The 21,420-nt window shown below is 56.6% G+C and carries 22 protein-coding genes; 19 read left to right on the top strand and 3 right to left on the bottom strand.

Features of this window, described 5'->3' with window-relative positions:
- The first annotated feature begins 151 nt into the window (after positions 1-151).
- From AB1576_12600 to AB1576_12525, 16 genes are all read left to right on the top strand, one after another.
- Positions 152-1,165, top strand: coding sequence for a membrane dipeptidase (locus AB1576_12600; GenBank protein ID MEW6082578.1), 1,014 nt, complete (start codon positions 152-154; stop codon positions 1,163-1,165).
- 215 nt (positions 1,166-1,380) lie between these two features.
- Positions 1,381-1,704 carry a hydantoinase B/oxoprolinase family protein gene (locus AB1576_12595; protein MEW6082577.1) on the top strand — a complete coding sequence of 108 codons (324 nt, stop codon included), beginning with the start codon at positions 1,381-1,383 and terminating at the stop codon, positions 1,702-1,704.
- Between the two features lie 60 nt (positions 1,705-1,764).
- A complete protein-coding gene (locus AB1576_12590) occupies positions 1,765-1,905 on the top strand; it encodes a hypothetical protein (GenBank protein ID MEW6082576.1) in 141 nt (46 codons plus the stop codon).
- A gap of 214 nt (positions 1,906-2,119) precedes the next feature.
- On the top strand, positions 2,120-2,269 hold the full coding sequence (locus AB1576_12585) for a hypothetical protein (GenBank protein MEW6082575.1): 150 nt from the start codon (positions 2,120-2,122) through the stop codon (positions 2,267-2,269).
- A 24-nt stretch (positions 2,270-2,293) separates the two neighbouring features.
- Positions 2,294-2,563 (top strand): hypothetical protein, encoded by a 270-nt coding sequence (locus AB1576_12580; GenBank protein MEW6082574.1) that lies wholly within the window; start codon positions 2,294-2,296, stop codon positions 2,561-2,563.
- Between the two features lie 142 nt (positions 2,564-2,705).
- The gene (hrcA, locus tag AB1576_12575) at positions 2,706-3,737 is read left to right on the top strand and encodes a heat-inducible transcriptional repressor HrcA (protein MEW6082573.1); all 1,032 of its coding nucleotides are present in this window, start codon (positions 2,706-2,708) and stop codon (positions 3,735-3,737) included.
- A gap of 130 nt (positions 3,738-3,867) precedes the next feature.
- Entirely contained in the window at positions 3,868-5,451 is a 1,584-nt protein-coding gene (locus AB1576_12570) for a TCP-1/cpn60 chaperonin family protein (GenBank protein MEW6082572.1), read from the top strand.
- Between the two features lie 12 nt (positions 5,452-5,463).
- The gene (gene dnaJ, locus AB1576_12565; protein ID MEW6082571.1) at positions 5,464-6,594 is read left to right on the top strand and encodes a molecular chaperone DnaJ; all 1,131 of its coding nucleotides are present in this window, start codon (positions 5,464-5,466) and stop codon (positions 6,592-6,594) included.
- A 9-nt stretch (positions 6,595-6,603) separates the two neighbouring features.
- Positions 6,604-7,464, top strand: coding sequence for a 50S ribosomal protein L11 methyltransferase (prmA, locus tag AB1576_12560; GenBank protein MEW6082570.1), 861 nt, complete (start codon positions 6,604-6,606; stop codon positions 7,462-7,464).
- A gap of 4 nt (positions 7,465-7,468) precedes the next feature.
- Positions 7,469-8,248: an RsmE family RNA methyltransferase gene (locus AB1576_12555; protein MEW6082569.1), complete on the top strand. Its 780-nt coding sequence runs from the start codon at positions 7,469-7,471 to the stop codon at positions 8,246-8,248.
- Positions 8,249-8,584: 336 nt separating this feature from the next.
- Positions 8,585-9,241, top strand: a complete 657-nt coding sequence (locus AB1576_12550; protein MEW6082568.1) for a cobalamin-dependent protein — start codon at positions 8,585-8,587, stop codon at positions 9,239-9,241.
- Positions 9,238-10,611, top strand: a complete 1,374-nt coding sequence (locus AB1576_12545) for a trimethylamine methyltransferase family protein (protein ID MEW6082567.1) — start codon at positions 9,238-9,240, stop codon at positions 10,609-10,611. Before AB1576_12550 ends, AB1576_12545 begins: the two co-directional genes overlap by 4 nt.
- A 34-nt stretch (positions 10,612-10,645) precedes the next feature.
- Entirely contained in the window at positions 10,646-11,695 is a 1,050-nt protein-coding gene (locus AB1576_12540) for an ABC transporter substrate-binding protein (protein ID MEW6082566.1), read from the top strand.
- A gap of 21 nt (positions 11,696-11,716) precedes the next feature.
- Positions 11,717-12,469, top strand: a complete 753-nt coding sequence (locus AB1576_12535; protein ID MEW6082565.1) for an ABC transporter permease — start codon at positions 11,717-11,719, stop codon at positions 12,467-12,469.
- A 13-nt stretch (positions 12,470-12,482) separates the two neighbouring features.
- Positions 12,483-13,286 (top strand): ABC transporter ATP-binding protein, encoded by an 804-nt coding sequence (locus AB1576_12530; GenBank protein MEW6082564.1) that lies wholly within the window; start codon positions 12,483-12,485, stop codon positions 13,284-13,286.
- Positions 13,287-14,612 carry a trimethylamine methyltransferase family protein gene (locus AB1576_12525; protein MEW6082563.1) on the top strand — a complete coding sequence of 442 codons (1,326 nt, stop codon included), beginning with the start codon at positions 13,287-13,289 and terminating at the stop codon, positions 14,610-14,612.
- Here the strand turns inward: AB1576_12525 and AB1576_12520 are convergent.
- Together AB1576_12520 and AB1576_12515 are read right to left on the bottom strand one after the other, a co-directional pair.
- Entirely contained in the window at positions 14,609-15,421 is an 813-nt protein-coding gene (locus AB1576_12520; protein ID MEW6082562.1) for an IclR family transcriptional regulator, read from the bottom strand. The genes AB1576_12525 and AB1576_12520 overlap by 4 nt on opposite strands.
- A gap of 730 nt (positions 15,422-16,151) precedes the next feature.
- The gene (locus AB1576_12515) at positions 16,152-17,057 is read right to left on the bottom strand and encodes a DUF6282 family protein (GenBank protein MEW6082561.1); all 906 of its coding nucleotides are present in this window, start codon (positions 17,055-17,057) and stop codon (positions 16,152-16,154) included.
- 767 nt (positions 17,058-17,824) lie between these two features.
- On the opposite strand from AB1576_12515, the gene AB1576_12510 reads away from it, so the two are divergent.
- Positions 17,825-18,277, top strand: coding sequence for a 4-hydroxyphenylacetate 3-hydroxylase C-terminal domain-containing protein (locus AB1576_12510; GenBank protein ID MEW6082560.1), 453 nt, complete (start codon positions 17,825-17,827; stop codon positions 18,275-18,277).
- An 81-nt stretch (positions 18,278-18,358) separates the two neighbouring features.
- Here AB1576_12510 and AB1576_12505 read toward each other — a convergent pair whose 3' ends face one another.
- Positions 18,359-19,462, bottom strand: a complete 1,104-nt coding sequence (locus AB1576_12505; protein ID MEW6082559.1) for an Ldh family oxidoreductase — start codon at positions 19,460-19,462, stop codon at positions 18,359-18,361.
- 1,147 nt (positions 19,463-20,609) lie between these two features.
- On the opposite strand from AB1576_12505, the gene AB1576_12500 reads away from it, so the two are divergent.
- Positions 20,610-21,044, top strand: a complete 435-nt coding sequence (locus AB1576_12500; protein ID MEW6082558.1) for a nucleotidyltransferase domain-containing protein — start codon at positions 20,610-20,612, stop codon at positions 21,042-21,044.
- A gap of 138 nt (positions 21,045-21,182) precedes the next feature.
- Entirely contained in the window at positions 21,183-21,323 is a 141-nt protein-coding gene (locus AB1576_12495) for a hypothetical protein (GenBank protein ID MEW6082557.1), read from the top strand.
- The last annotated feature ends 97 nt before the right edge of the window (positions 21,324-21,420 follow it).

Genomic DNA, 21,420 nt, shown 5'->3' with positions numbered 1-21,420 from the left:
ACTGGCCGGAGTGGGTTCACGGACAGTCTAAACGGGCGTGGACAGGATGTAAGACTTTTCGGAGCAATCCTGGATGAAGCGTCAAAATTGGCCGAAGAGAGGCGGCCTTCCAAACTTGCGATTTAGGCAGGTTTGGTAAACCAGGGATGACATGGAAGGTTGTTCCGGTCTGGAGATCTACAGGGAGGCAATTGTCATAGATATGGCCTGCCCCCTCGCCAGCTACAAAGACTGTTTTGATCTGTGGATCCGTGGCGGGGCTACGAGCATAGCCGTGACGGTGACAGAGGAGATTGAAGACGACATCGCACCGGCCATCCAGAAGACGGCGGCGTGGCTCCAAAGGATAGAATCGGGTTCACACAGGCTCCTCCTGGTGAGGTCTGTGGAGGACATCTACAGGGCAAAGAGGGAGAACAGACTCGGCATAATAATGGCGTTTCAAAACACCCGAATGCTGGGAAAGGATTTGAACATGATCAGGGTGTACTACCAGCTGGGTGCCAGGGTGATCCAGCTTTGCTATAATACCAGGAACGATGTTGGTGACGGGTGCGCGGAGAGGACAGATGCCGGCCTCAGCATCTTCGGTGAGAGGGCAATCCGTGAAATGGAACGTCTTGGGATAGCGGTGGACCTATCGCATACCGGCTACAGGACAACCATGGAAGCGATGGAGGTCTGCACGAAGCCGCCGATCTTCTCTCACAGCAACGCGAAGGCCTTGTGCGATTCCAGGCGAAACATCACCGATGACCAGATCAGGTCAGTTGCCCGCAAGGGGGGTGTAATCGGCCTCACCGGCTACCCCGGTTTCCTGGGTAGGAGGCACCCTTCAATGAATGATCTCTTAGACCATGCCGACCACATCATCAAGGTCGCGGGAATCGACCATATGGGGCTGGGCATTGACTACTACGAGGGTATGGCGGGAATCGCTGATCCCAAGGAGGCCCGGGAACTGTACGATAGATTCATAACGGCAGGCACATGGGCAAAGGAAGAATACCCTCCTCCGCCCTGGCACTATCCCCAGGGCATAGACCGCCCAGATACCCTCTACAACATTGGGGAATCCATGAAGAAGCGAGGATATTCCAGGGATAACATGAGACAGTTGCTGGGGGGAAACTGGGTAAGGGTCCTGGGAGAAACGTGGAGGTGAAGACCCGGCCCCGGGCCAGTTGGAATGGCCCCTGTCTCGGCGGCATCGCAGGTTCGAGATGGAGAGCGCCGGACGCTCTGAAGCTTGAACAACCTGCCGGGCGGAACCTGCCCGTGTAGTGAACCTTTTCATCTTCTTATCTACCCGTCCTCGCGTCGCGGGGTTCGCCCAGCCTGCGCAGCTCCTTCGAGGGTCGGCACTCGCTTGCCGCGGCTTTGTCTCCAGATCCCCTTTCCCCCGCCGCCAGGCACACCCGTCAGGAGGACAAGTACCCCTTGACGGTCCTGCGATACGGCATCCGGCTCGACACCGGAGGGCCAGGCGCTTTCAGAGGCAGAATGGGAGCCGTAAGAAAGTACCGGGTGGATACGGGCGAATGCTTGCTCTACCTCTGGTGGGAGCGTTCAAGGACCCCGGCGTGGCGCTTGTTGGGAGACGGCTGGGCGACAGGGTCGCAGGTGATCGTCAACCGGGGGCCGCAAGGGAGCAGTGCATGCTCAAGGGCAACGGCTTCCGGCTCAAGGGGAAGGACGTCATAATCTGCCGGACAGGCGGAGGAGGGGAGGTCGGGGGACTCGCTTCAGAGGAGCCTTGTCAGGGTGGCCGAAGACATCGCTGGCGGCTACATCACGAAGGAACACGACGAGAAGGTTTACGGAGCCACGAACCCCGCGGTTTTGGCCCGGCTGGAGATGGGGTTTCCACCTAGGCGAATTGGCCTGCCGCTCGTGCGTGAATGAGAGAAGTCCTGGATACCCTGGGTGACCGGGACTTGGGGCAAAGGACTGCCGCCGCAGGGGGGCGATGATTCCTAAAGCCGCCTGGCCTTTGCCCCTTGTGTGCGGGCTTGGGCAGCCTTGAAGAAGGTTAATGCCAGCCATGAATACACAGGTGAGCTCCTGGAGAAGGGAACGAACGGAGTCTACACGGGGGCAAGCATTAAGAGAGTGATGAGTGGATGGGCTCTCCGACCTGACCCCTCCCGAAATCGCCGAGATCCAGGAGCAGGATGAAGGCTGGCTCACGGGCTATGTGATGAGCATATATAGTGGCGCACTGGTGGAACTTCGGAAGCCTGCCCAGCCACGTGCGGTTCATCCCTGACGCAACTGGGGTCACAGCGCCAGCATGGTCCCGGTGTATGCCTACGGGCCGGGCGCCTGGGTGTTCGACGCCATCTACGGCAACACTGCGCTGCCCAGGAAGACGGCTGATCTGGCAGGGCTCGGGACCTTCCCGGTGGTCTTGGCAACCTGGTACGGTGAGGGGATGAGGCTGAGCCGGGACCCGCTCATAATGGAGGGCGTCGTCTGGGTACCCTTCAGGGACATGCTGGAGGCTGCGGCCTACTCCGTTGGTGAGTTTCACTGGCTAAGTTCCCAATCTCTAACCGGATAGCGCTCCCATATTCCGCCTCCTGGCAGGGCTTGGCTAGGCAAGGCCATCCTTGACAAGAAGAGCACCTGGGTGTTATCTTTGTTGTAGCGTACTTAGCACTCTACGGCCAAGAGTGCTAAACCGCGGAAGGGGGCGAAGCGGGTTGACCTTGGATGAGCGCAAGCGCAAGGTGCTTCAGGCCCTAGTGGAAGACTACGTGGCGACGGCCGCGCCTGTTGGCTCCAGAACTCTTGCCCGCAAGTATGGGCTAGGGGTCAGCCCTGCCACCATAAGAAATGAGATGGCCGACCTTGAGGAGATGGGTTACCTGGAGCAGCCGCACACCTCGGCCGGGCGAATTCCCACGGACCTTGGCTACAGGTTCTATGTCGACAGCCTGATGAGGATCAGGGGACTGGACCCCTATGAGATCCGGCGCCTGTGCGGTGTGTACGAGCGCAAGTTTCGCCAGGTCGAGAAGGTGCTGCAGGAGACCGTCAAGGCCCTCTGTGACACCACGGACTACCTGGCACTGGTCTTAGGGCCATACATCGGCCGGACTTCCCTTCGCCATGTTTTCCTTTGTCCCATGGGCCCAGGTATAGCCATGCTCGTGCTGGCCACCGACGTAGGGTTCGTGGAGAACCGTTTCCTTGAAGTGCCTGAGGAGACGACCGGGGAGGACCTGGCTTACGTTGCCAGGGTGCTTCAAACCCGGCTGGAGGGCATGGACATCGCCAGGATCAGTTCCACGGCGGTCGTGGAGATCCAGTCGGAGCTCAGCCAGTACCGCACCTTGCTGGAACACTGCCTGGACATGATCCGGGCAGCCCTGGAGCCATTAGAGGAGAACAGGGTATGGATAGGGTCCACCAGCAAGATGATGTCACTTCCAGAGTTCCGGGACGTGGACAGGATCAGGGCGATAATGAGGATCATCGAACAGCAGGAGCTGGTCATGGCCCTCATGCTCAACACCGGGCTGGGGATCAAGGTTTCCATAGGAGATGAGAATCCCGTACAGGAAATGAGGGACTGCAGCCTCGTGACAGCCACATACCAGGTTGCCGGCCAGGTTGCGGGAAGTGTTGGGCTCCTCGGCCCGAAGCGTATGGACTACGCGCGGGCCGTGGCGGTGGTGGATGTGGTGGAAAAAGCCTTGAGCGAGGCATTAGGAAGGGTGGCCGGGGCCTGAGGCCCGGGCGCGCTCTAGGTTCTCCGGTTGATGGTGGTACATTGAGGGGGTCTTGATATCCCCTCAACCAATTGAGAGGGACCGTTGCTAGGCTGGGCCAGCGAACGTCGCTTAGTTGAGGAGGATTTGGATGAGTCTGAAGCACATTTCCGGGGGCTCTGACGTGGACGAGAAACTGGCGGCCTTGCTGACCAACGCCAGTGCTGTGAGGGCCATCGCCCAGGCGGTGGAGGGCACCATCGGGCCCAAGGGACTGGATACCTTGCTGGTGGACCGTTTTGGCGAGGTCGTCATCACCAATGATGGCATTACCATTCTCACAAAGATGGACGTGAACCACCCTGCCGCCAGGATGGTCATTAACACCGCCAAGGCACAGGAGGAGGAGATTGGTGACGGCACGACCACGGCCACCATTGTAGCCGGCGCCATCCTGGGGGAGGGTCTTTCCCAAGCCATAAAGGGGGTTCCCGTAACCCGGATCATTGAGGGTATCCGGCTGGGCATCCGGAAGGCAGTGAATTGCATACGCGAGCGGTCCAAACCGGTAACCGGTGTGGATGACCCCATCCTTAAGCGCGTGGCCCTGGTGGCTGGCAGGGAGCATGAAGACATAGCAGACTTAGTGGTGGAGGCGGCCCGGCTGATAGGTGCCGGAAAGCTCCACGAGCCGGGGTTCAAGCTCTCTGACACGATAGTATCAGAGGAAGGCGCGGAGAATGAGGTATTCATGGGGGTCATCATCGACCGGGAGAGGGTCAACAAGGAGATGCCCAAGGAGGTTAACTCCGCGCGCATCCTGGTGATTGACGATGCCCTGGAGCCTGAGGAGATCGAGGATGAGGCTCTGGGCACCGAGGCGGGCTTTAATCGCTCCATGGAATTGCAGCAGGAGTTCCGGGTCAATCTCAACAAGGCAATTCACCTGGGAGTAAACGTGGTCCTGGTGGACCGGAACATAGACGATGCAGCGGAGGAGATCCTTACCGACGCCAATATCATGGTTATGCAGCGGCTCTCCTCCCGGGAACTAAGGCAGGCGGCAGAGCATACCGGCGCGAGGCCCATGAAGAGAACGGGGCTCAAGAAGGACCCCCAGGAGATGGAACGCTACATCGGCCATGCTGCCCGGGTATACGAGGACGAGAAACTGGAGCATGTCCGGGTCCTGGGGGGCAAGGGGAAACCCATGGCCACCATACTGGTGGGTGCTGCCACCGAGGAGGTTGTGGATGAGCGGGAACGCATAGCCGAGGATGCCGCCGCCGCGGTCCAGGCTGCGGTCAAGGGCGGGGTTGTGCCTGGAGGCGGTGCCATAGAGATCTTCGTTTCCCGGCAGGTCAGCGAGGTCCGGGCCAATGTCAGAGGCATGGCCGCCTACGGCGTGGACTGCGTGGCGGAAGCCTTAAAGAAGCCCTTGTCCCAGATCGTGGCCAACGCTGGCTTCAACCCCCTGGAAAAGGTGGGTGATGTCACGGCTGTCCAGGCCGAATCAGGCAACCCCTGCCTGGCGATTGACTGTGACACGGGTGAGGTCGCTGACATGATGGAACTGGGGGTTGTTGATCCCACCCTGGTGAAGACCTACGCCTTGGAGGCAGCGGGTGAGATAGCCGAGGCCATCCTGAGGATCGATACTATAATAAAGAAGAAGGACGAAGGAGAGAGGGGCGAAACCCAACCTGAAGCAGGTGGGGAAGACATGGATTTCTAGGAGTGAAGGCAGTTGGCCAATCGTGACTACTACGAGGTGCTCGGTATTGCCAAGGATGCCTCTGAGGCAGAGATAAAGAAGTCCTACCGCCGGTTGGCCAGGCAGTACCACCCCGATGCCAACCCCAACGATCCCAGCGCGGTGGAGCGTTTCAAGGAGATCACCGAGGCCTACGAGGTGCTCTCAGACGCGGAGAAGCGTACCAGGTACGATCGCTACGGCAGCGCCGAGGCTCCTTCTTTTGAGGGTGCCCAGGGGTTTGATTTCGGGGGCGGCTTCAGCGGAATGGAGGACCTGTTCGATACCTTCTTCGGCGGGGGCGGGCGCCAGCGCAGGGCGTCACCCACCCCTGTCCGGGGGGCCGACCTTGAAATGCGGCTGGACATCGACCTGGAAGAGGCGTTCAAGGGCGCCAGCAAGGAGATAGACGTACGGAAGATCGACAAGTGCCACATATGCGATGGGACCGGCGCCAAGCCGGGCACACAGCCCAAGACCTGCCCCACCTGTCACGGCACCGGGCAACTGGAGTCCGCCCAGGGCTCCCTGTTTGATCGCTTTGTCATGGTACGGACCTGCCCACACTGTAGGGGTGAGGGGCAAGTCGTGGACGTACCCTGCCCGGAGTGTGACGGAGCTGGCAGGCTCCAGAAGAAACGTCGTATTAAGGTGGAGATCCCGCCGGGCGTTGACACGGGCCTCCGGCTAAGGCTCCAGGGAGAGGGGGAAGCCGGGCAACGGGGCGGGCCCCCGGGAGATCTCTACGTTATCACAGTGGTTAAGCCCCACAAGCTGTTCACCCGGAAGGGAGACGACCTCTACCTGGAGGCCTCCTTGGGGTTCCCCCAGGCGGCCCTGGGTACCACGCTCAAGGTGCCTACCATTGACGGGCCCAAGGTATCTCTCCGGGTGCCCGAGGGTACCCAACCCGGGGCGATGCTGCGTCTCAAGGCCAAGGGCATGCCTTCCCTCAGGCGGGCTCACAGGGGGGATCTCTACGTTCAGGTGAAGGTGGAGGTCCCGACCCGGCTCAGCCCCCGGGAGAAGGAGATCCTGAAGGAGATGGCCAGGATCCGTGGGGAGGAAGTGAACCAGGAGAAGAGTTTCTTCCAGAAGATGAAGGACGGATTCGGTGCGGGCTGAGGTGTTGTCATGAGATACCTTGAGCTGAGAGCCCAGATGGACCGGGTCTTGGTGGAGGCAGCCACCGCCGTTCTCCTGGAGATGGTACAGGGTGTCGCTTGGGAGGAGGGTTCCAGTTGGACGGTAGTCGCTCACTTCCCTGACACCCAGGAGGGAAAGAGAAGACTTGAAGAGGCGAGCCGGGTTTTGAAGAACCTGCCCGCCTTTTTCCATATGGTGAAGGCCCCTCGGCTTAGCGTGGGCACGCGGGACGAGGAAGAGTGGGCGGAGGCTTGGAAGAAGTACTACAAGCCGTTGAGGGTAGGGCCATTCTATGTGGTGCCTGCATGGGAGAGGCCAGAGATTACTGGAGATGATCTCGTGCTTCGCCTTGACCCTGGAATGGCCTTCGGTACGGGGACTCACGTCACGACCCAGCTGGCCATGGAGGCCATAGCCCGAGAGGTGACCCCGGGCATGCGGGTGCTGGACGTGGGCACAGGCTCCGGAATACTGGCCCTGGCAGCTGCATTGAAGGGTGCGTCCCAGGTATGGGGGATAGACCGGGATCCCGTGGCGGTGAGGTCGGGCAGGGCCAACGCTAGGCTTAACGGTCTCTCAGGCCGGGTACGCATCACCAGGGGTGAGCTGGTCCAGTGGGCTCGCCCGGACCGCCCTCCCCTAGACGTCGTTGTAGCCAACATCACTGGGGGAGTCATTCGCTCCATAACACCCCTTTTGGCCAGGATACTGAAACCCGGGGGCACCTTTATTGCCTCGGGAATAGTGGACACCCAGGAGGAAGATACCGTCAAGACCCTCTCTCAGAACGGGTTTGCCCTGAGCACCAGGCGCAGGGATGGATGGGTCCTCATTACTTCGCGGAGGTGAGGGATTGCACCGTTTCTTTGTGCTTGACCGCGGTTTTTGCCTGAGCCCGGAGGATGCCCACCATGCCATGAAGGTGCTCCGGCTGGGCACCGGGCACCTGCTGGTGGCGGTGCTTCCCGGAGGGCCGGAGGTCCTCTGCAGGCTAGAGGTCACGGGCGGCAACCCGAGGCTCCTTCCCCTGGAGGAGCGGCAGCCGAGGTCTGAGCCGCCGGTGGATGTCACGCTTTTCCAAGGGCTTCCCAAGGGAGACAAGATGGATCTGGTGGTGGAGAAGGCCGCGGAGATCGGGGTGTCCCGGGTTGTGCCCGTAATGACCCACAGGTCGGTTTCACGAGCTGACCCCCGGTCCTCCCCCAGGAAGGTAGAGCGCTGGAGGCGGATTGCCAGGGGGGCGGCGGCGCTCTCGGGCCGTCTCATCATCCCGGAGGTCACGGAGGTGATGGACTGGTCCGGTGCTATGAGTCTCGTGGAGAGTCTCCCCTTGGTAGTTATGCCCTGGGAGGCAGGGGCCCCGGGCGGGCTCAGGGAGGCTCTCAGGGATGCCCCGTCCAGCATCGGGATGTTTATAGGTCCTGAGGGTGGCTTCGAGAAGCAAGAGGTGGAAGAGGGGATGAGAAAGGGTTTGCTGCCAGTTAGCCTGGGACCCAGGATCCTCAGGACGGAGACTGCAGCCATAGCTGCCCTCGCCCTGATCATGGGTATCGCGGGAGACCTCGGGGGGCCCAGGGACTCATGGAACACAGGGTGGCAGTCTCCTGAGACCGGAGAATCCAATAACTCTTAGCCTTGATCTACCTGAACACCACAGGGATTAATATATCCGAACAGCGGGCCGCCGTGGGTTCATCTATCACCCGCGGCGGTTGTCGCACTCTGATGTCTCCTCCCGGACTTGAGAGCGAAGTACCCCAGGCCAAGTACCGCCGGCAGCAACGCACCAATTGACCAACTGCTGGAGGGTCAATTCCTGTCTGGAACCCCTCTCAGGGCAGAAGCCTGAGTATTCTGTGATGGCATTTCTTTTCCAAAGTGCAGAATTGGAGAAGGAATTTCCCTCCCCCTGTTGAATGAAGGTTATCACAGCATGTTATAGCTTATCACTATATGAGAGGTGCTGGACATGGCGATTGGCCCCCACGAGATCAGGGCTGCACTGCTGTCCCTTGATCAAGAGAGGTGTTTTGGTTTTGCCAAGAGGATCGCAGATGGAGAAGATGACGTGTTAGTAGCGCTGGAAGAAGGGTTCGCCGCAGGCATACGCGATGTAGGGGCAAAATTCCAGTCCGGCCAGTTCTTTCTCCCAGAACTGATAGTCGCCTCAGACATAATGAAAGAGTGCATCAAGATGCTAGACTCCCGGCTGAGACGGGAGGGCCTGCAGACTTCCCCAAAAGGTACCATCATCTTGGGCACAGTGGAAGGCGATATACACGACATTGGCAAGACCATTGTATCGACGCTGCTTTCCACTGCTGGGTTCGAGGTTATTGATCTAGGTGTGGACGTTCGAACCGAGAGGTTCATAGAAGCTGCGGAATCGCACCATGCCTTTGCCATTGCCCAATCGGCTCTTCTTACGGTCACTGCGCCTCGGATGTCTGAGCTTATAGATGTAATGCTGGAGAAGGGCATTCGACACAAGTACAAGGTAATTATTGGTGGTGCTGTTGTTACCCCTGAATTCGCTTCCAAGATTGGGGCTGACGGCTTCGGGGCTGATGCAGAAGATGCAGTGAGAGTGGCTCTACACCTTTCCAGGGGAGGAAGTATTCAATGAACTCCACACGTAAGGGTGGACGTCTCGGGTTCTTGAGTCCGGAGGAAATTGAAGATATTCACTTGGCAACCCTGCACGTTCTCAAGACTACGGGGGTTGCCGTCAAGCACCCTGATGCACTCGACCTTCTGCGCCAGGCAGGAGCCTGGGTAGACGAAGCACAAGGACGTGCACGACTGCCAGAGCACATGGTAATGAAATCCATCAGCACTGTTCCAAAGACGATTACACTGTATGGACGTGGCGACCCCCGCCACAACCTCAGGGTCGAGGGCAAGCGGGTACACTTCGGGACTGGCGGTGCTGCAATCTATGTATTAGACCTGGATACCGGGACAAGACGCCTAGCCACCACCAAAGACGTCAGTGATTTCGCCAGGCTAGTGGAGGCTCTTGACCACGTACACTTCTTCATGATACCCCTGTTCCCTAGTGACGTGTCCAAGGATGACGCAGACTTGGCCCGTTACGAAGCGGCACTCCCTCACACCACTAAGCATGTCACTGCTGGTGTGCATGTTGAGTCCGCCTGTGCAAGAGTCCTGGATATGGTCACCGATTTGGCAGGGGGACCGGAGGCTCTCAGGATGAGACCGTTCATTTCCATGGTCGCAGATACTGTCAGCCCCCTGACCTTGGAACGAGTCAACTGCAATACTACAATGGAGTGTGCCCGGCGGGGAGTCCCCGTGATTTGTGGCTCTGAGGCTTTATCTGGGGGAACCAGCCCTGCAACCCTCGCAGGCACCCTTGTTGTTATTAACGCTGAAGTCCTTGCTGCGCTGTGTCTTCACCAGTCTACGCAGCCTGGAGCCCCCTTCCTCTATGGAACCATATCAAGCATCATGGACCTTCGGAAGGGAACCTATACCGCTGGTGCCGTTGAGACAGGCATGATTTCCGGCGCGGTGGCCCAGGTAGCCCAGAAATACGGGATACCCCTCTATGCTACTGCGGGCATGTCTGATGCCAAGATCAGCGATTGCCAGGCCGGAATGGAGAAGGCTATGACGTTGCTGGTGGCAGGCCTCAGTGGTGCCAACTACATCCATGATGCTGCAGGTATGCTGGAGCTCGCGTTGACCATGAGTTATGAGCAAACAGTGATAGACAACGAGATTATCGGCATGGTCCTTAGAGTCATGGAGGGGATAACCGTAAACGATGATACGCTGGCCGTGGACGTTATAGCCAGTGTAGGTCCTCAGGGCCAGTATCTAGGACAGCGCCACACACTCAAGCATATGCGCCAGGAGCACTTTATCCCGACGCTAGCTGATAGGTCTCGGCGAGAGGAGTGGATGGAACAAGGAAGCAAGGACCTGCGGACAGTTGCCGTCGAACAAGCCCGGGCCATACTGATGAAGTGATTACGGATCCATGCAGAAGAAGGGAGGGAACGACGTGCTGTCAATCCTTAACCGGAAGGCTTTTCGTCTCTTCTTGGCCGGTCTTCTGTTCCTGTCTCTGGTCGTAGGGTGCAGTCCCGTGGCTCAGCCTTCCGCAGGGGAACAAGAAGCGCCAGCCCCTGAGAAGAAGCCGGTGGTTGTGATCTATGGAGGTACTTTATGGCTTGGCAACTACCCTGCAATGGTTGGGATCGAAAAGGGCTTCTTTGACGAAGAGGGCCTGATCGTGGAATGGAGGGAGTTTCCCACCAGTGCTGCGCGGATGACTGCCATGGCCGCTGGGCAGATTGACTTCGGCAGCGCTGGAATTATTTCTGTGCTGTCACTGATGGCTGCCGGCGAAGAAGGCTTCTACGTAATCGGTACACAGGACAGATATGTAGGGCAGGAAGGGCTTCTGTCCCAACCCGAAATAACGACCATAGAGCAGCTCAGGGGCCAGAAGATCGCTGTAACGTTTAACTCCAGTTCCCATAACATCGTTATTGATGTATTGCAGCAACATGGCCTTGATCATGAAAAGGACGTTGAACTGATTAATATCAAGACGGCGGAAATGATGTCGGCCTTTGCCACTAAGCAAGTAGCTGCGGTGGCCACTTGGGTCCCCGCTTTCTCCCAAATCAAGGATCTTCCTGGTACAAACGTGCTGGCGCTTGACACGGACACCACGTTCTTCAAGGAATATGGCGTAGGCCCGGGACCAGATTGCCTCGTCATCAGCAAGCGTTTTGTGGATGAGAATCCTGATGAAGCACGGGCGTTGATGAGGGCCTACTACAAGGCCCTTAAGTACCTCCGGGATAACCCCGACGAATGTATTGACCTGCTTATAGAGTATACGGGGGTCACACAGGAACAGCAAAAGGAAACCTTGGCGCACATTGAATGGCTCGACGAAACGGAACAACACAAAATGATGATAACCCCTGGCAATTTTGTCTCCGCCATGAGAGTTCTTGCGAAGTTTCTTTGGGAAAACGGGTTGGTGTCTGGGGAGCCGGACGTGGAGCGGTGGGTGAACACTGACATTCTTCCTGAATAGGTGAGGGGGAGGGGAGAATGCATGACAGAAAGGACTAGGCTAAGACTTGTAAGCGTCATTGCGTTCATAGCGTTCCTGCTTGTGTGGCAGTACGTGACAAGCCAGGGCTATATCAAGCCACTCTTTCTCCCCTCTCCAGTAGACATTGTGAGAAGAGGAGCCTCCATGTTCTCCCAGGGGAAACTGCTGGTTCATGTGGTGGCCAGCGCCAGGAGAGTCCTAATGGGTTTTGCACTGGCGTCGGTTCTAGCAGTTCCTCTGGGGATCATGGCAGGCCGTTCCAGGACCATGTGGGCCATCCTCAGCCCATTCATCAGTGTGATTCGCCCTCTACCGTCCATGTCCTGGATCCCTCTCTCCCTGCTGTGGATAGGGATCCGGGAGGAACAGAAATACGCGATTGTCTTCATGGGCACATTTGCCCTGGTACTACTCTATACTTTTGAAGCCACCAAGAACATAGACAGCATCTACATAAGAGCAGCCCGAAACCTCGGGGCCTCGAATCTGGATGTCATGAGGGAGGTTGTATTGCCAGGCAGCCTCCCTAGCATCATGTCAGGACTGAAGGCAACACTCGGAGTTTCTTGGACATGCGTGATATCCGCGGAGCTTGTTGCGGCAAACGAAGGCTTAGGGTATCTAATCATGCACGGCAAGGAGTTCTTTCTGACAGATCAAGTTCTTCTTGGCATGGCAATGATAAGTCTCACGGTCTTCCTCATTGATGTTCTGTACAGTCGATTGGAACAGACACTGATCCCGTGGCGCTAGGAGGTGCATGCCCATGAATAGTCCCATCATTGAGGTCCTCAATGTGTCGAGAGAATTTAAGGTCAAGGGTAAGCAGCTCCTGGCGCTCTCCGATGTCTCCTTCGAAGTTTACCCAAGAGAGTTCGTCTGCCTCCTGGGGCCTTCTGGCTGCGGCAAGACGACCATTCTTAACATGGTTGCCGGGTTTGAACGCCCTTCGTCTGGGACCATCCTTCTCGAAGGGCGTCAAATTCGTGATGTTGATCCTAGATGTGGAGTCATGTTCCAGCAGTATGCATTGTTTCCCTGGAAGACCGTTCAGGCCAACGTTGAGTTCGGCCTCAGGATGAAGCGGATGCCCAGCAAAGAACGGGCAGAGACGGTGACCAAATACCTGAAGATGGTCGGATTAGAGGATTTCGGGAAGCACTATCCCAAGGAGCTTTCCGGGGGCATGAAGCAGCGGGCTGCTCTGGCGAGGATACTTGCCACTGACCCCCACCTACTCCTAATGGATGAACCGTTTTCGGCCCTTGATGCCATGACGCGGAGGATACTTCAAGAAGAACTACGCAGGGTCTATGAAATCAGCGGTAAGACTGTTCTATTCATAACCCACAGCATTGATGAAGCGCTGTTGCTTTCAAGCCGCATGATTGTACTCTCTTCTCGCCCGGGAAAGGTTAAGGCAATAATCGATAACGAGCTCCCAACGCCCCGCGATGACGGGGTTCAGCTTTCGGCTGAATACCGAGAGGTAAGAACCCATCTATGGTCTCTTGTTCAGGAAGAGGTTAGAAGGGGAATTGAACAGGTTGTGGACGAGGAGGCCTCATAGGTGTTGTACTCACCCTTGTCACTCGAACAGGCCCTTGCCATTAAAGACGCTGCCCTGGATGTGTTAGCTTCAGCGGGTGTGAGGGTAATGGGAGTACCGGGGGGCGTGCTTCAGGAATTCCAAAACGCGGGCTGTACCATTCATGGAGACAGGGTGTACATCCCCGTGGATGTGACCTTGTCAGCACTGGCCAGTGCCCCGCAGCACGTTGTCTTGTACTCGAGGGACAAGTCCCACAACTTGCCCCTGGTTCCCGGCCTCATATACTTTGGGACTGGAGCTCTAGTTACGGAGATTATTGACCTTGACTCTGGCAGGCGGAGGCCGTCCACCCAGGAAGACGTATCGAACTTCGCGCGACTAGCACAGCGCATAGATGACATAGACTACCTTCAAATTGTATGTACACCCAACGACGTACCACCCGCAGAGGCCCAGCTCTACAAGTGGCGGGGCTCGTTGCCTCATACAACAAAGCATGTTATTGGCGGCGTCGAATCCCCAGAACAGGCTCATGTCCTTCTTGAAGAGGCCAGCAGTCTGGATACGGTTGGCGGGTCGCTTTTCGCTGAACCTTTTCTTTCACTGGTTGCCTGTGTGCTAAGCCCCCTCACTCTAGATCCCTCAACTATTGCCTGTGTAGACGTGTTCGCCCGGCATGGGCTACCAGTGGTGTCTTCTGTGATGGCTCTTGCTGGAGCAACTTCCCCATGCCGGTTGATGGGCACCCTCGTGCAAACCCTGGCTGAGTCTCTATCCCAACTCGTCTACTGCCAAATCGTCAACCCTGGCACACCTGTGCTTCTTGGCTGTGTCTCCGCATCAATGGACATGAGATACGGGACTCCTGTAGCTGGTGGCCCGGAGCTGGCCCTGTTAAGCGCATATTCAGCGCAGATGGCTCAACAGCTCCGTATTCCCTATTATGGTACAGGAGGGACCACCAGCTCATTTGTACCAGACCTGCAGGCTGGAGCCGAAAAGATGCTAACTGGGCTGCTCACGGCTTTGGCTGGAGCCAACCTAGTCCATGATATGGTAGGGCTGTTGGGGAATCTCAGCCTAGCATCATATGAGCAAGTGGTTATAGATTCGGAAATAGTGGCTATGATTAGGCGAGTAGTCGGCGGGATTCAAGGCAATCCTCAGAATCAATCTCAGTACATCTCAAGGTTAGCACTCTCCGGAGACTACCTGAGGGATGAAGAGACAGTTCGGCATTGCCGGACGGAACTATGGCATCCCGTTATCATGGCAAGAAGGAGTGGCGAGGAAGATATTGTAGCGAAAGCGCGGGGAAGGGTTCGGGAAATACTAGGGTTCTAGATTGGTGGCAACGGGCGCTTGGGGGTTTTATCCTGGTACAGTGTTCCGGGGGATCCACCCAAGTGCTCAGATATGGCTGCCGCTGCCTTCTTCACGGCAGCCACGAAGTGGGGTATCATGTCTGAAGTAAAACGGCTGCTGGGTCCCGCAAGAGCCAGCGTCGCTATCACGGTTCCGCCTTGAGACAGAACAGGAGCAGCTATGGAAGCGCTGTCCTTGGTCAACTCCGAAAACCCAATTCCATAACCCTCAACGCGTATCTTGGTTATTGCCTCCCTCAGTTTCTCAGGGGTGCAAATGGTATTCTCGGTAAACCGCTCGAAATCCAGGTCATCAATTATCCTGTCTGAGATTTCCTGTGGCAGAAAGGCCAGTAGGGTTCTGCGGCCAGCGCCCACATTCAGGGGGACCCTAACTCCAATGGGTTCAATAAAACGAACGCTATGCGGAGAATCGATCTTGTCAATGAGAAGCCCGTACTTATCGTCTCTTATAATCAAATAGACGGTCTCGCCTGTTTCTTTCACGAGATCATTCATGATGGGCCGTGCCAAATCCCGCAGGCTGAGGCTCTCCCAGACCGCGAAGCCGTACTCGATTAGCGCTGTCCCCAACCGGAACTTCTTGCTTTCAGGGCTCTGGGCAACAAGGCGGTACTTGGCAAGATTGGTCAGGATACGATGGGCAGTCGCAGTGGGAAGATTAGCACGCCGGGCAAGTTCAGACGCACTCCATTCCTTCTCATCAAGTGTCGGGGTCATAAGGCTCAGCAACAGGCACGCTCTTCTCAATACCTCAATTTGTCCCATTGCCCCTCCCAAAGTAAAGAAGTATGGCGCTGTCGATAGTCCGGTTCCCCCATCTAGCGAACTAGGGGGAAGAGTAGACAGCTCTGGATTAGGCCCACACCGGTTACTGCAATTCCCCTTTCTCGGATAACGTCCCTATTAGTGGTTCCGGGGTCGTTGCTAGTTACTTCACATGGGGACCCAGTCGTCTCTTTGCTACCATACAGTATGGTAGCACTCGGAAAATCCGGTGTCAACGTGAGCGTCAGTGTCATGTCCATGTCAAGGGTCCTGGTAAGGGGCCTTCCCATTGGCCGTCATTTCGGCAGTTACCCGTCAGAGACCTTTGCACCCTCTCCATCTACTCCTATGCCACACGCTCACCTCCGGTTTCTGTGACGCACTGCGCTCCCCTAAGGAGTCATGTGCATATTCCGAAGCAAAACGACCAGTGATTCCGATTCAACCCGACCACCGATTCCGATTGAAATCGGCCACTCATTCCGATTCAAGTTGTCCACCGATTCCGATCGAAACCGGCCACTGATTCCGATTCAACCCGATCACCTAGAATCGAAGCGGAACTGGAGAACCCGGGCACAGGATGTCTCTTTTGAGGCTGGAACTCTCCTAGCAGGAGTTTCAGGGAGAAAGGAGAGAGGACCTGTAGCCAATAGGCGACTATCCATGCGCAGGTTCAGTCATTCATGACGTTAGAGGTTTCACCTATGGCCAGCAGGTCTCGCTTCGCCTATTCCGGACCTTCATCCACGCCCATTAACCTCTGGGGGTTTTCTACGAGCATCTTGCGAATCTCCTCCGGTGTAATGCCCACCTCAAGGAGGGTCACCACGAAGAGCTCCATGCCCTGGATGTGATCCGGGTGATGGATCTGCCCGAAGTCGGTTTCCAGCACGCACTGGCTGGCCCCTATTGCCCTTATGCTGTCAGCGGTTTCCTTCGGCGTGATGCTGTGCCACATTGGCATCATGGGGAGAAGGGACTTCTCGATGTAGACGCCTTTTTGGGCCAGGGAAATCTGGTCTTCAAGGGGAAGGGCAATCAGTTCGAAGTCCGCATGAGTCACGGCTATCTTCTTGACGCCCAGCTCGATGGCTTTGTCACACAGGATCATTATTTCGGGGTTAGACAGGTGGCCCGTGCCCAGGCAGATATCATGCTCAGCGATGATCTGCAGGACCTCAAGAACGCTATCCTTTATCTTACTGTCCTCATCCAGTATGGTAAGGCCCTTTTTGGGGCTCAAAGGGGCTGAATCGGACTTCATCGAACCGTACTGGGGGGCGCCGTAGAAGTCGTAGTGGTGCTGGGAGGTAATGGTGGGCATCCATATCATCTTGGCTCCTAGCTTAGCGGAAAGGTCAACAGCGTAGGGATTGAAGCCACCGACGAAGGCGTTCAGGACGAGACCTCCGAACACGTCAATCTCGTTCTCGAGGTGGCGCTGGGTGAGCTGGGCCCGGAACACGCTAGTTGATTCGTGGGCCTTCAAGAGCACCGCCCGGTACCCTGCCTTCAACGCCAGGCTGGCCAGATCGAAGTCATGGTAGGGCCTGTTGAACATGCTGGGCGCCGTGTGCGTGTGAATGTCTATGGCGCCCTTCATCAATTCCCTTGCTTCCTTCCTTAGATCCACAGGACATCCCTCCAAGAAAGAATCCGGCGTTTAACCTGGATGGAATGTAGTCTACGCTTAGGGTGATCCGGCCAGGCGGATCCCAAGCAGTCGGGAAGATCGCACCTGGCATCTTTAACTCTACATACCTCATAGATGGGTATTATGGACGGTGCTGGAAACTCCTGCCGGAAGACCGGCCCGTGGGGCGCAAGCCTATCAAGTGCCCAGCGCCACCATAGTTTCTTTACAGTGGGACCTCCCCTCGGGTATTCCACCAGTAACACGCCCTGCCCTGACACGCCCCCCAGCCAACTGGCGGATCCCTGCAGCCTGCGACAAAGAAACGAAGCTGAATCCTCCAGAACCTCCGTCCCTGGGTTCGACCTTTCAGCCGAAGAGCGGTTTTCACCAACGGCATTCAAAACCTTCGAGGAGTTCCCCAATTGCTTAGCAGATTGTTCCTTTTCTGGGACATAAACAGGTGGTCGACTGATCCGGAATAGGTGGTCGCTGTCCAGCGGAATGAGTGGTCGGCCTAGACCGGAATATGCACCCTGAGAGAGGGTATTCATGTGCGGTGAGACTGAATTTGCGGGCGAGATGGTCCTGCGCTTCTCGTCTTTCCACCGCCAAAGCCACGGCGGTTGTAGAGCAGGAAAAAAATTGATTGTATGGTGGGGACCGCCCTGACCATGATGAATTATATATGGTACTGCCAAAGCCGGCCACTTAACAGGAGGTAATTGATACGGTCCACCGGGCCGAGACTCTTCACGGGTGCTGTCTTGCTTCTTCCTATGAAGGAAAGGGAGCCTTCCGGGACCTACTTCATCGATACAGTGCTCGCCAACGCCTCCAAAATTCATGAAGGCAAGGAAATGGCTGAGTCTACCCGCTTGATGGTAGATATATGCGGAGGCTTCGTGGCCAGCCTGCCCTCAGATTGGGATTTGGAAAACCCCGAATCGGCCCCCTTGTCAAGAAATACCTGCAAGGGGCTGACGGGATGTGAAAAACCGCATCAAGCTTTGCCGCCTGGCGAGAAGCTTGCGTTGGAGAGCGCCGGTACCGTCTTGGATATCCAGGGCAGCGGTTCGCCGGAAGCACACCGTGTTACTATTTTCCGTGAGGTAACCTTGGATGAAAAGAAAGAATACGCCAAGCGCCTTGCCGGCATACGGATAACAACGCCAAGTAGCATTGAGAGCGCCAGGGGGACGGTTCGAGCGTCACCGTAGGGCCGAAGGGAAGACGATGGCACAAGTCCCCTTGGCATAGAAGCTACAGGATGAGCCGCGCTTTATTCATAAGATGCATGTTCAAGGCTGAGCGGAGTGAGTTTCAGGGAACGGGATATTATGTTTAAGGCATAAAGCAGCCAGTTCGTCCCGCACTTTTTTGTGGACCGGAACCCCATCTTTGATGTTTTGCTCCCATTGTGAAAACTCTTTTTCACCGGCAATATAGATCTTTTCACAGCCGTCAGCGAGGGGTGCATTTTTTAACTCTGCTATAAACCTGTCCATCCGCGCTCTAAATTCTGCCGCATCCATAAAAGCCTCCACCTGAATAGCCGCAACAAAGTGACCAACACCGGTCGGCTCAGGACTGACTCTGGCGTTTAAGACACCTGCCAGAAAAGAAGAACCTGTCAGCACTCCGGCGAGGATATCGATGGCCGCAGACAAGCCATAGCCTTTATAGCCAGCAGTTTCCGCAGGCCCACCCAGGGGGAAGAGCCCTCCACCTTCCAGGATTTGCGCGGGGTCGGACGTTGCCAGACCATGGCTGTCTGCCCCCCACTCAGAGGGGACTTTTATCTCTTTGCGCCGGTGAACTTCTATCTTGCCAATTGGTACTACGCTGGTTGCCATGTCAAGCACAAAAGGCTGGGATTTACCTGCCGGAACTGCAATGCTGAGAGGGTTTGTCCCCAGCAGGCGTTTCTTGGAAAATGTGGGCAGGGCCAGTGGTTGAGAGTTGGAGATGCAGATACCAATCATGCCCTCCTGCAGGGCCATCATGGAGTAATACCCGGCAATGCCAAAATGATTGCTGTTCTTGATGCCACCCAGGCCAATGCCAAATTTCCCGGCCAGGTCTATGCATTTTTTCATGGCTTCATGGCAGGCAACATGCCCAAGGCCGTTATCCCCATCCAGGTTAAAAGTAGCTCCAAAGTTCCTGGAGATAAGCAGGCTTGGTCGCGGGTTCATATAGCCCTGCTCGAATCTCGAGATGTAATAAGAATAAAGACGGCCAATGCCGTGGGATTCCACCCCCCTCAGATCAGCGCTAACAAGCACATCGCTTACAATACCGGCATGGGCAGGAGGGACATCATATTGCTCCAAGAGCTCTGCAACCGTCTTCTTTAACTCAGGGGCGGGGATTCTTACATAATCCTTGGTTTCGGTTTCCATTTAAGCATTCTCCTGCGTAATATGACTTTTTACGTTCTTCCAGCATTTTTATATTATCCTAAGGAATGTATTTGTGCAATAACCCTACAGGGCAAGATCAACTGTCGCCTGCATTCTAACACGCTGCCGGGTGGCAATATCGTTTTCACAGCCGCCTAGGGGCCGCCTTGCCTGTTGTTGGGCATCACCCTCAGCGTGTTCAGCGTGAAATCCCGTCAAATGCGGCGTCAATTTGGGAACATCCAACCGGACCCCTTCACAAGCGCGAAGCCGTGCCGCAAGGGGTCGCGGTCCCGGCGGCTCCCCGGGCCACCTGGCCTAGCTGGGAGCCTGGTGTGGGTCATGGTGAAGGAGGCACTTCCCCAATACGTGGTGGGGAGACCCATGATGCAAAGGAGCGGCCTTGACATATATGTGAATGGGAACAGGACGATGCCTGTCTCCGTCAAGATCCACAGCCAGGCAAAGGGGGGAGCCTTGGTTGAGGCTCAGGGTCGGGGTGTTTCCAGGAGGGCTCTGGTGCCAAGCACTTCGACGGCAGTCGGAGCCATTAATCCCGCGCCCCACCGGCTGTCACCCAGACGGAGTGGCAGAAGCCGGCGACCGCAGGAAGCCCTGGGCGGGACTGAGGATGGCCGGTGTGCCGTAAAGAGAAAGGGCCGTTTTTGTGGCCCCTCAGGATAGGCCCACGGAAGCCGCCCGGTAACGGGGCCTGGGGAGAGGCAGGACGATCTGTCAGCTACCCACGGCTAAAGCCGGTGGGCTTGCAGGTGGCCCTAGATAAGCGGCCCCCGCGTCCGGCTGGTTGACGACAGCCCTGCGGGTGTTTTCCGCAGCGATGGTGTCCGCAGGCCCAGCGAAGCCGTAGAACACGCAGAGGAAAGAGGCCTGAGTAGGGCGGTTGGCCTTAGCCACGTGGCTGCAGACGGGGCAGGTGCGGGGCCGCATTCCTCCCAGGGTCAAAGACCCTGGGCTTCCTGCGGCCGTATCCGTGAAGCAACACGGAGACCCACCCTCTTTGACAGGGGGTGTCGCGGGATGAGAAGACCTGCCCGGTGCTCTGCATGGATTATGGATGGAATCGAATTGACTCTACCATCCAGAACCTGGTATCATGAGGACAGCCCTTTGTGGGATGGTGCCCATGATGAACAGGCTTTCGGATCTTGGAAGGGTTTGCCGCAAGCATGGGGTGGCGCTGGTCTACCTCTTCGGTTCCCAGGCCCTAGAAGGGTCAAGACTGCTGGCGGGGGAAGAGGTCTACCTGAATGACCCGATGGCGGACCTGGACATGGGAGTAGTAATGGAGAAGCCCCTGCCTTTAGCATCCCAACGGCTCGCGTTCTACGCTGCTGTGTACAATGACCTGGTTGAGCTCGTTAAACCCTTCTTGCTGGACCTGGTCTTTCTTGAAGAAACGCACTCCGTCTTCCAGCTTGAGGCAATCAAAGGAATCTGCGTCTACCAAACGTGTGCTGACAAGCGTAGTGAGTACGAAATGATGGTTCTCAGGCGTGCCGCTGATTTCCGCCCCTTCCTGGAAAGATACCTTGATGAAGCGCTGGAGGAGTTTCGGTCATGATCAACACGCTGATGGTCAAGGAACGCCTGACCCTGATCTCCCGTTGCCTGCAGGAATTGAGGAGGATGAAACAGTTACCGGATAACTGACTTTTCCTCTAGAAACCTGCCCGAAGCATTTGACAAGGAGGCAAGAATGATGTATACTATAGACGAGATTGGTGAGGATTTCGTGGTGGTCAACGGTGAACGGATTGAAGTTGACCCGCCATTTGAGACCGTGCCAGACAAGCAAGAATATGAGATTTGTGTTGAACGAGGTAATGCTGGATGCTGTTGAGACAATTGGAAGTAGAGAGAACATACAGGCTTTCCAAGACCACCTTGCACCGGTGGCTCAAGGACGGAAAGCTGACTGACCATCGTACCGTTGGCGG

Source organism: Bacillota bacterium, assembly GCA_040754315.1.
GTDB lineage: Bacteria > Bacillota > Sulfobacillia > DUSP01 > JBFMCS01 > JBFMCS01.
Note: the sequence above shows the minus strand (reverse complement) of the source record. Positions and strands in the feature narration are given on the sequence as shown.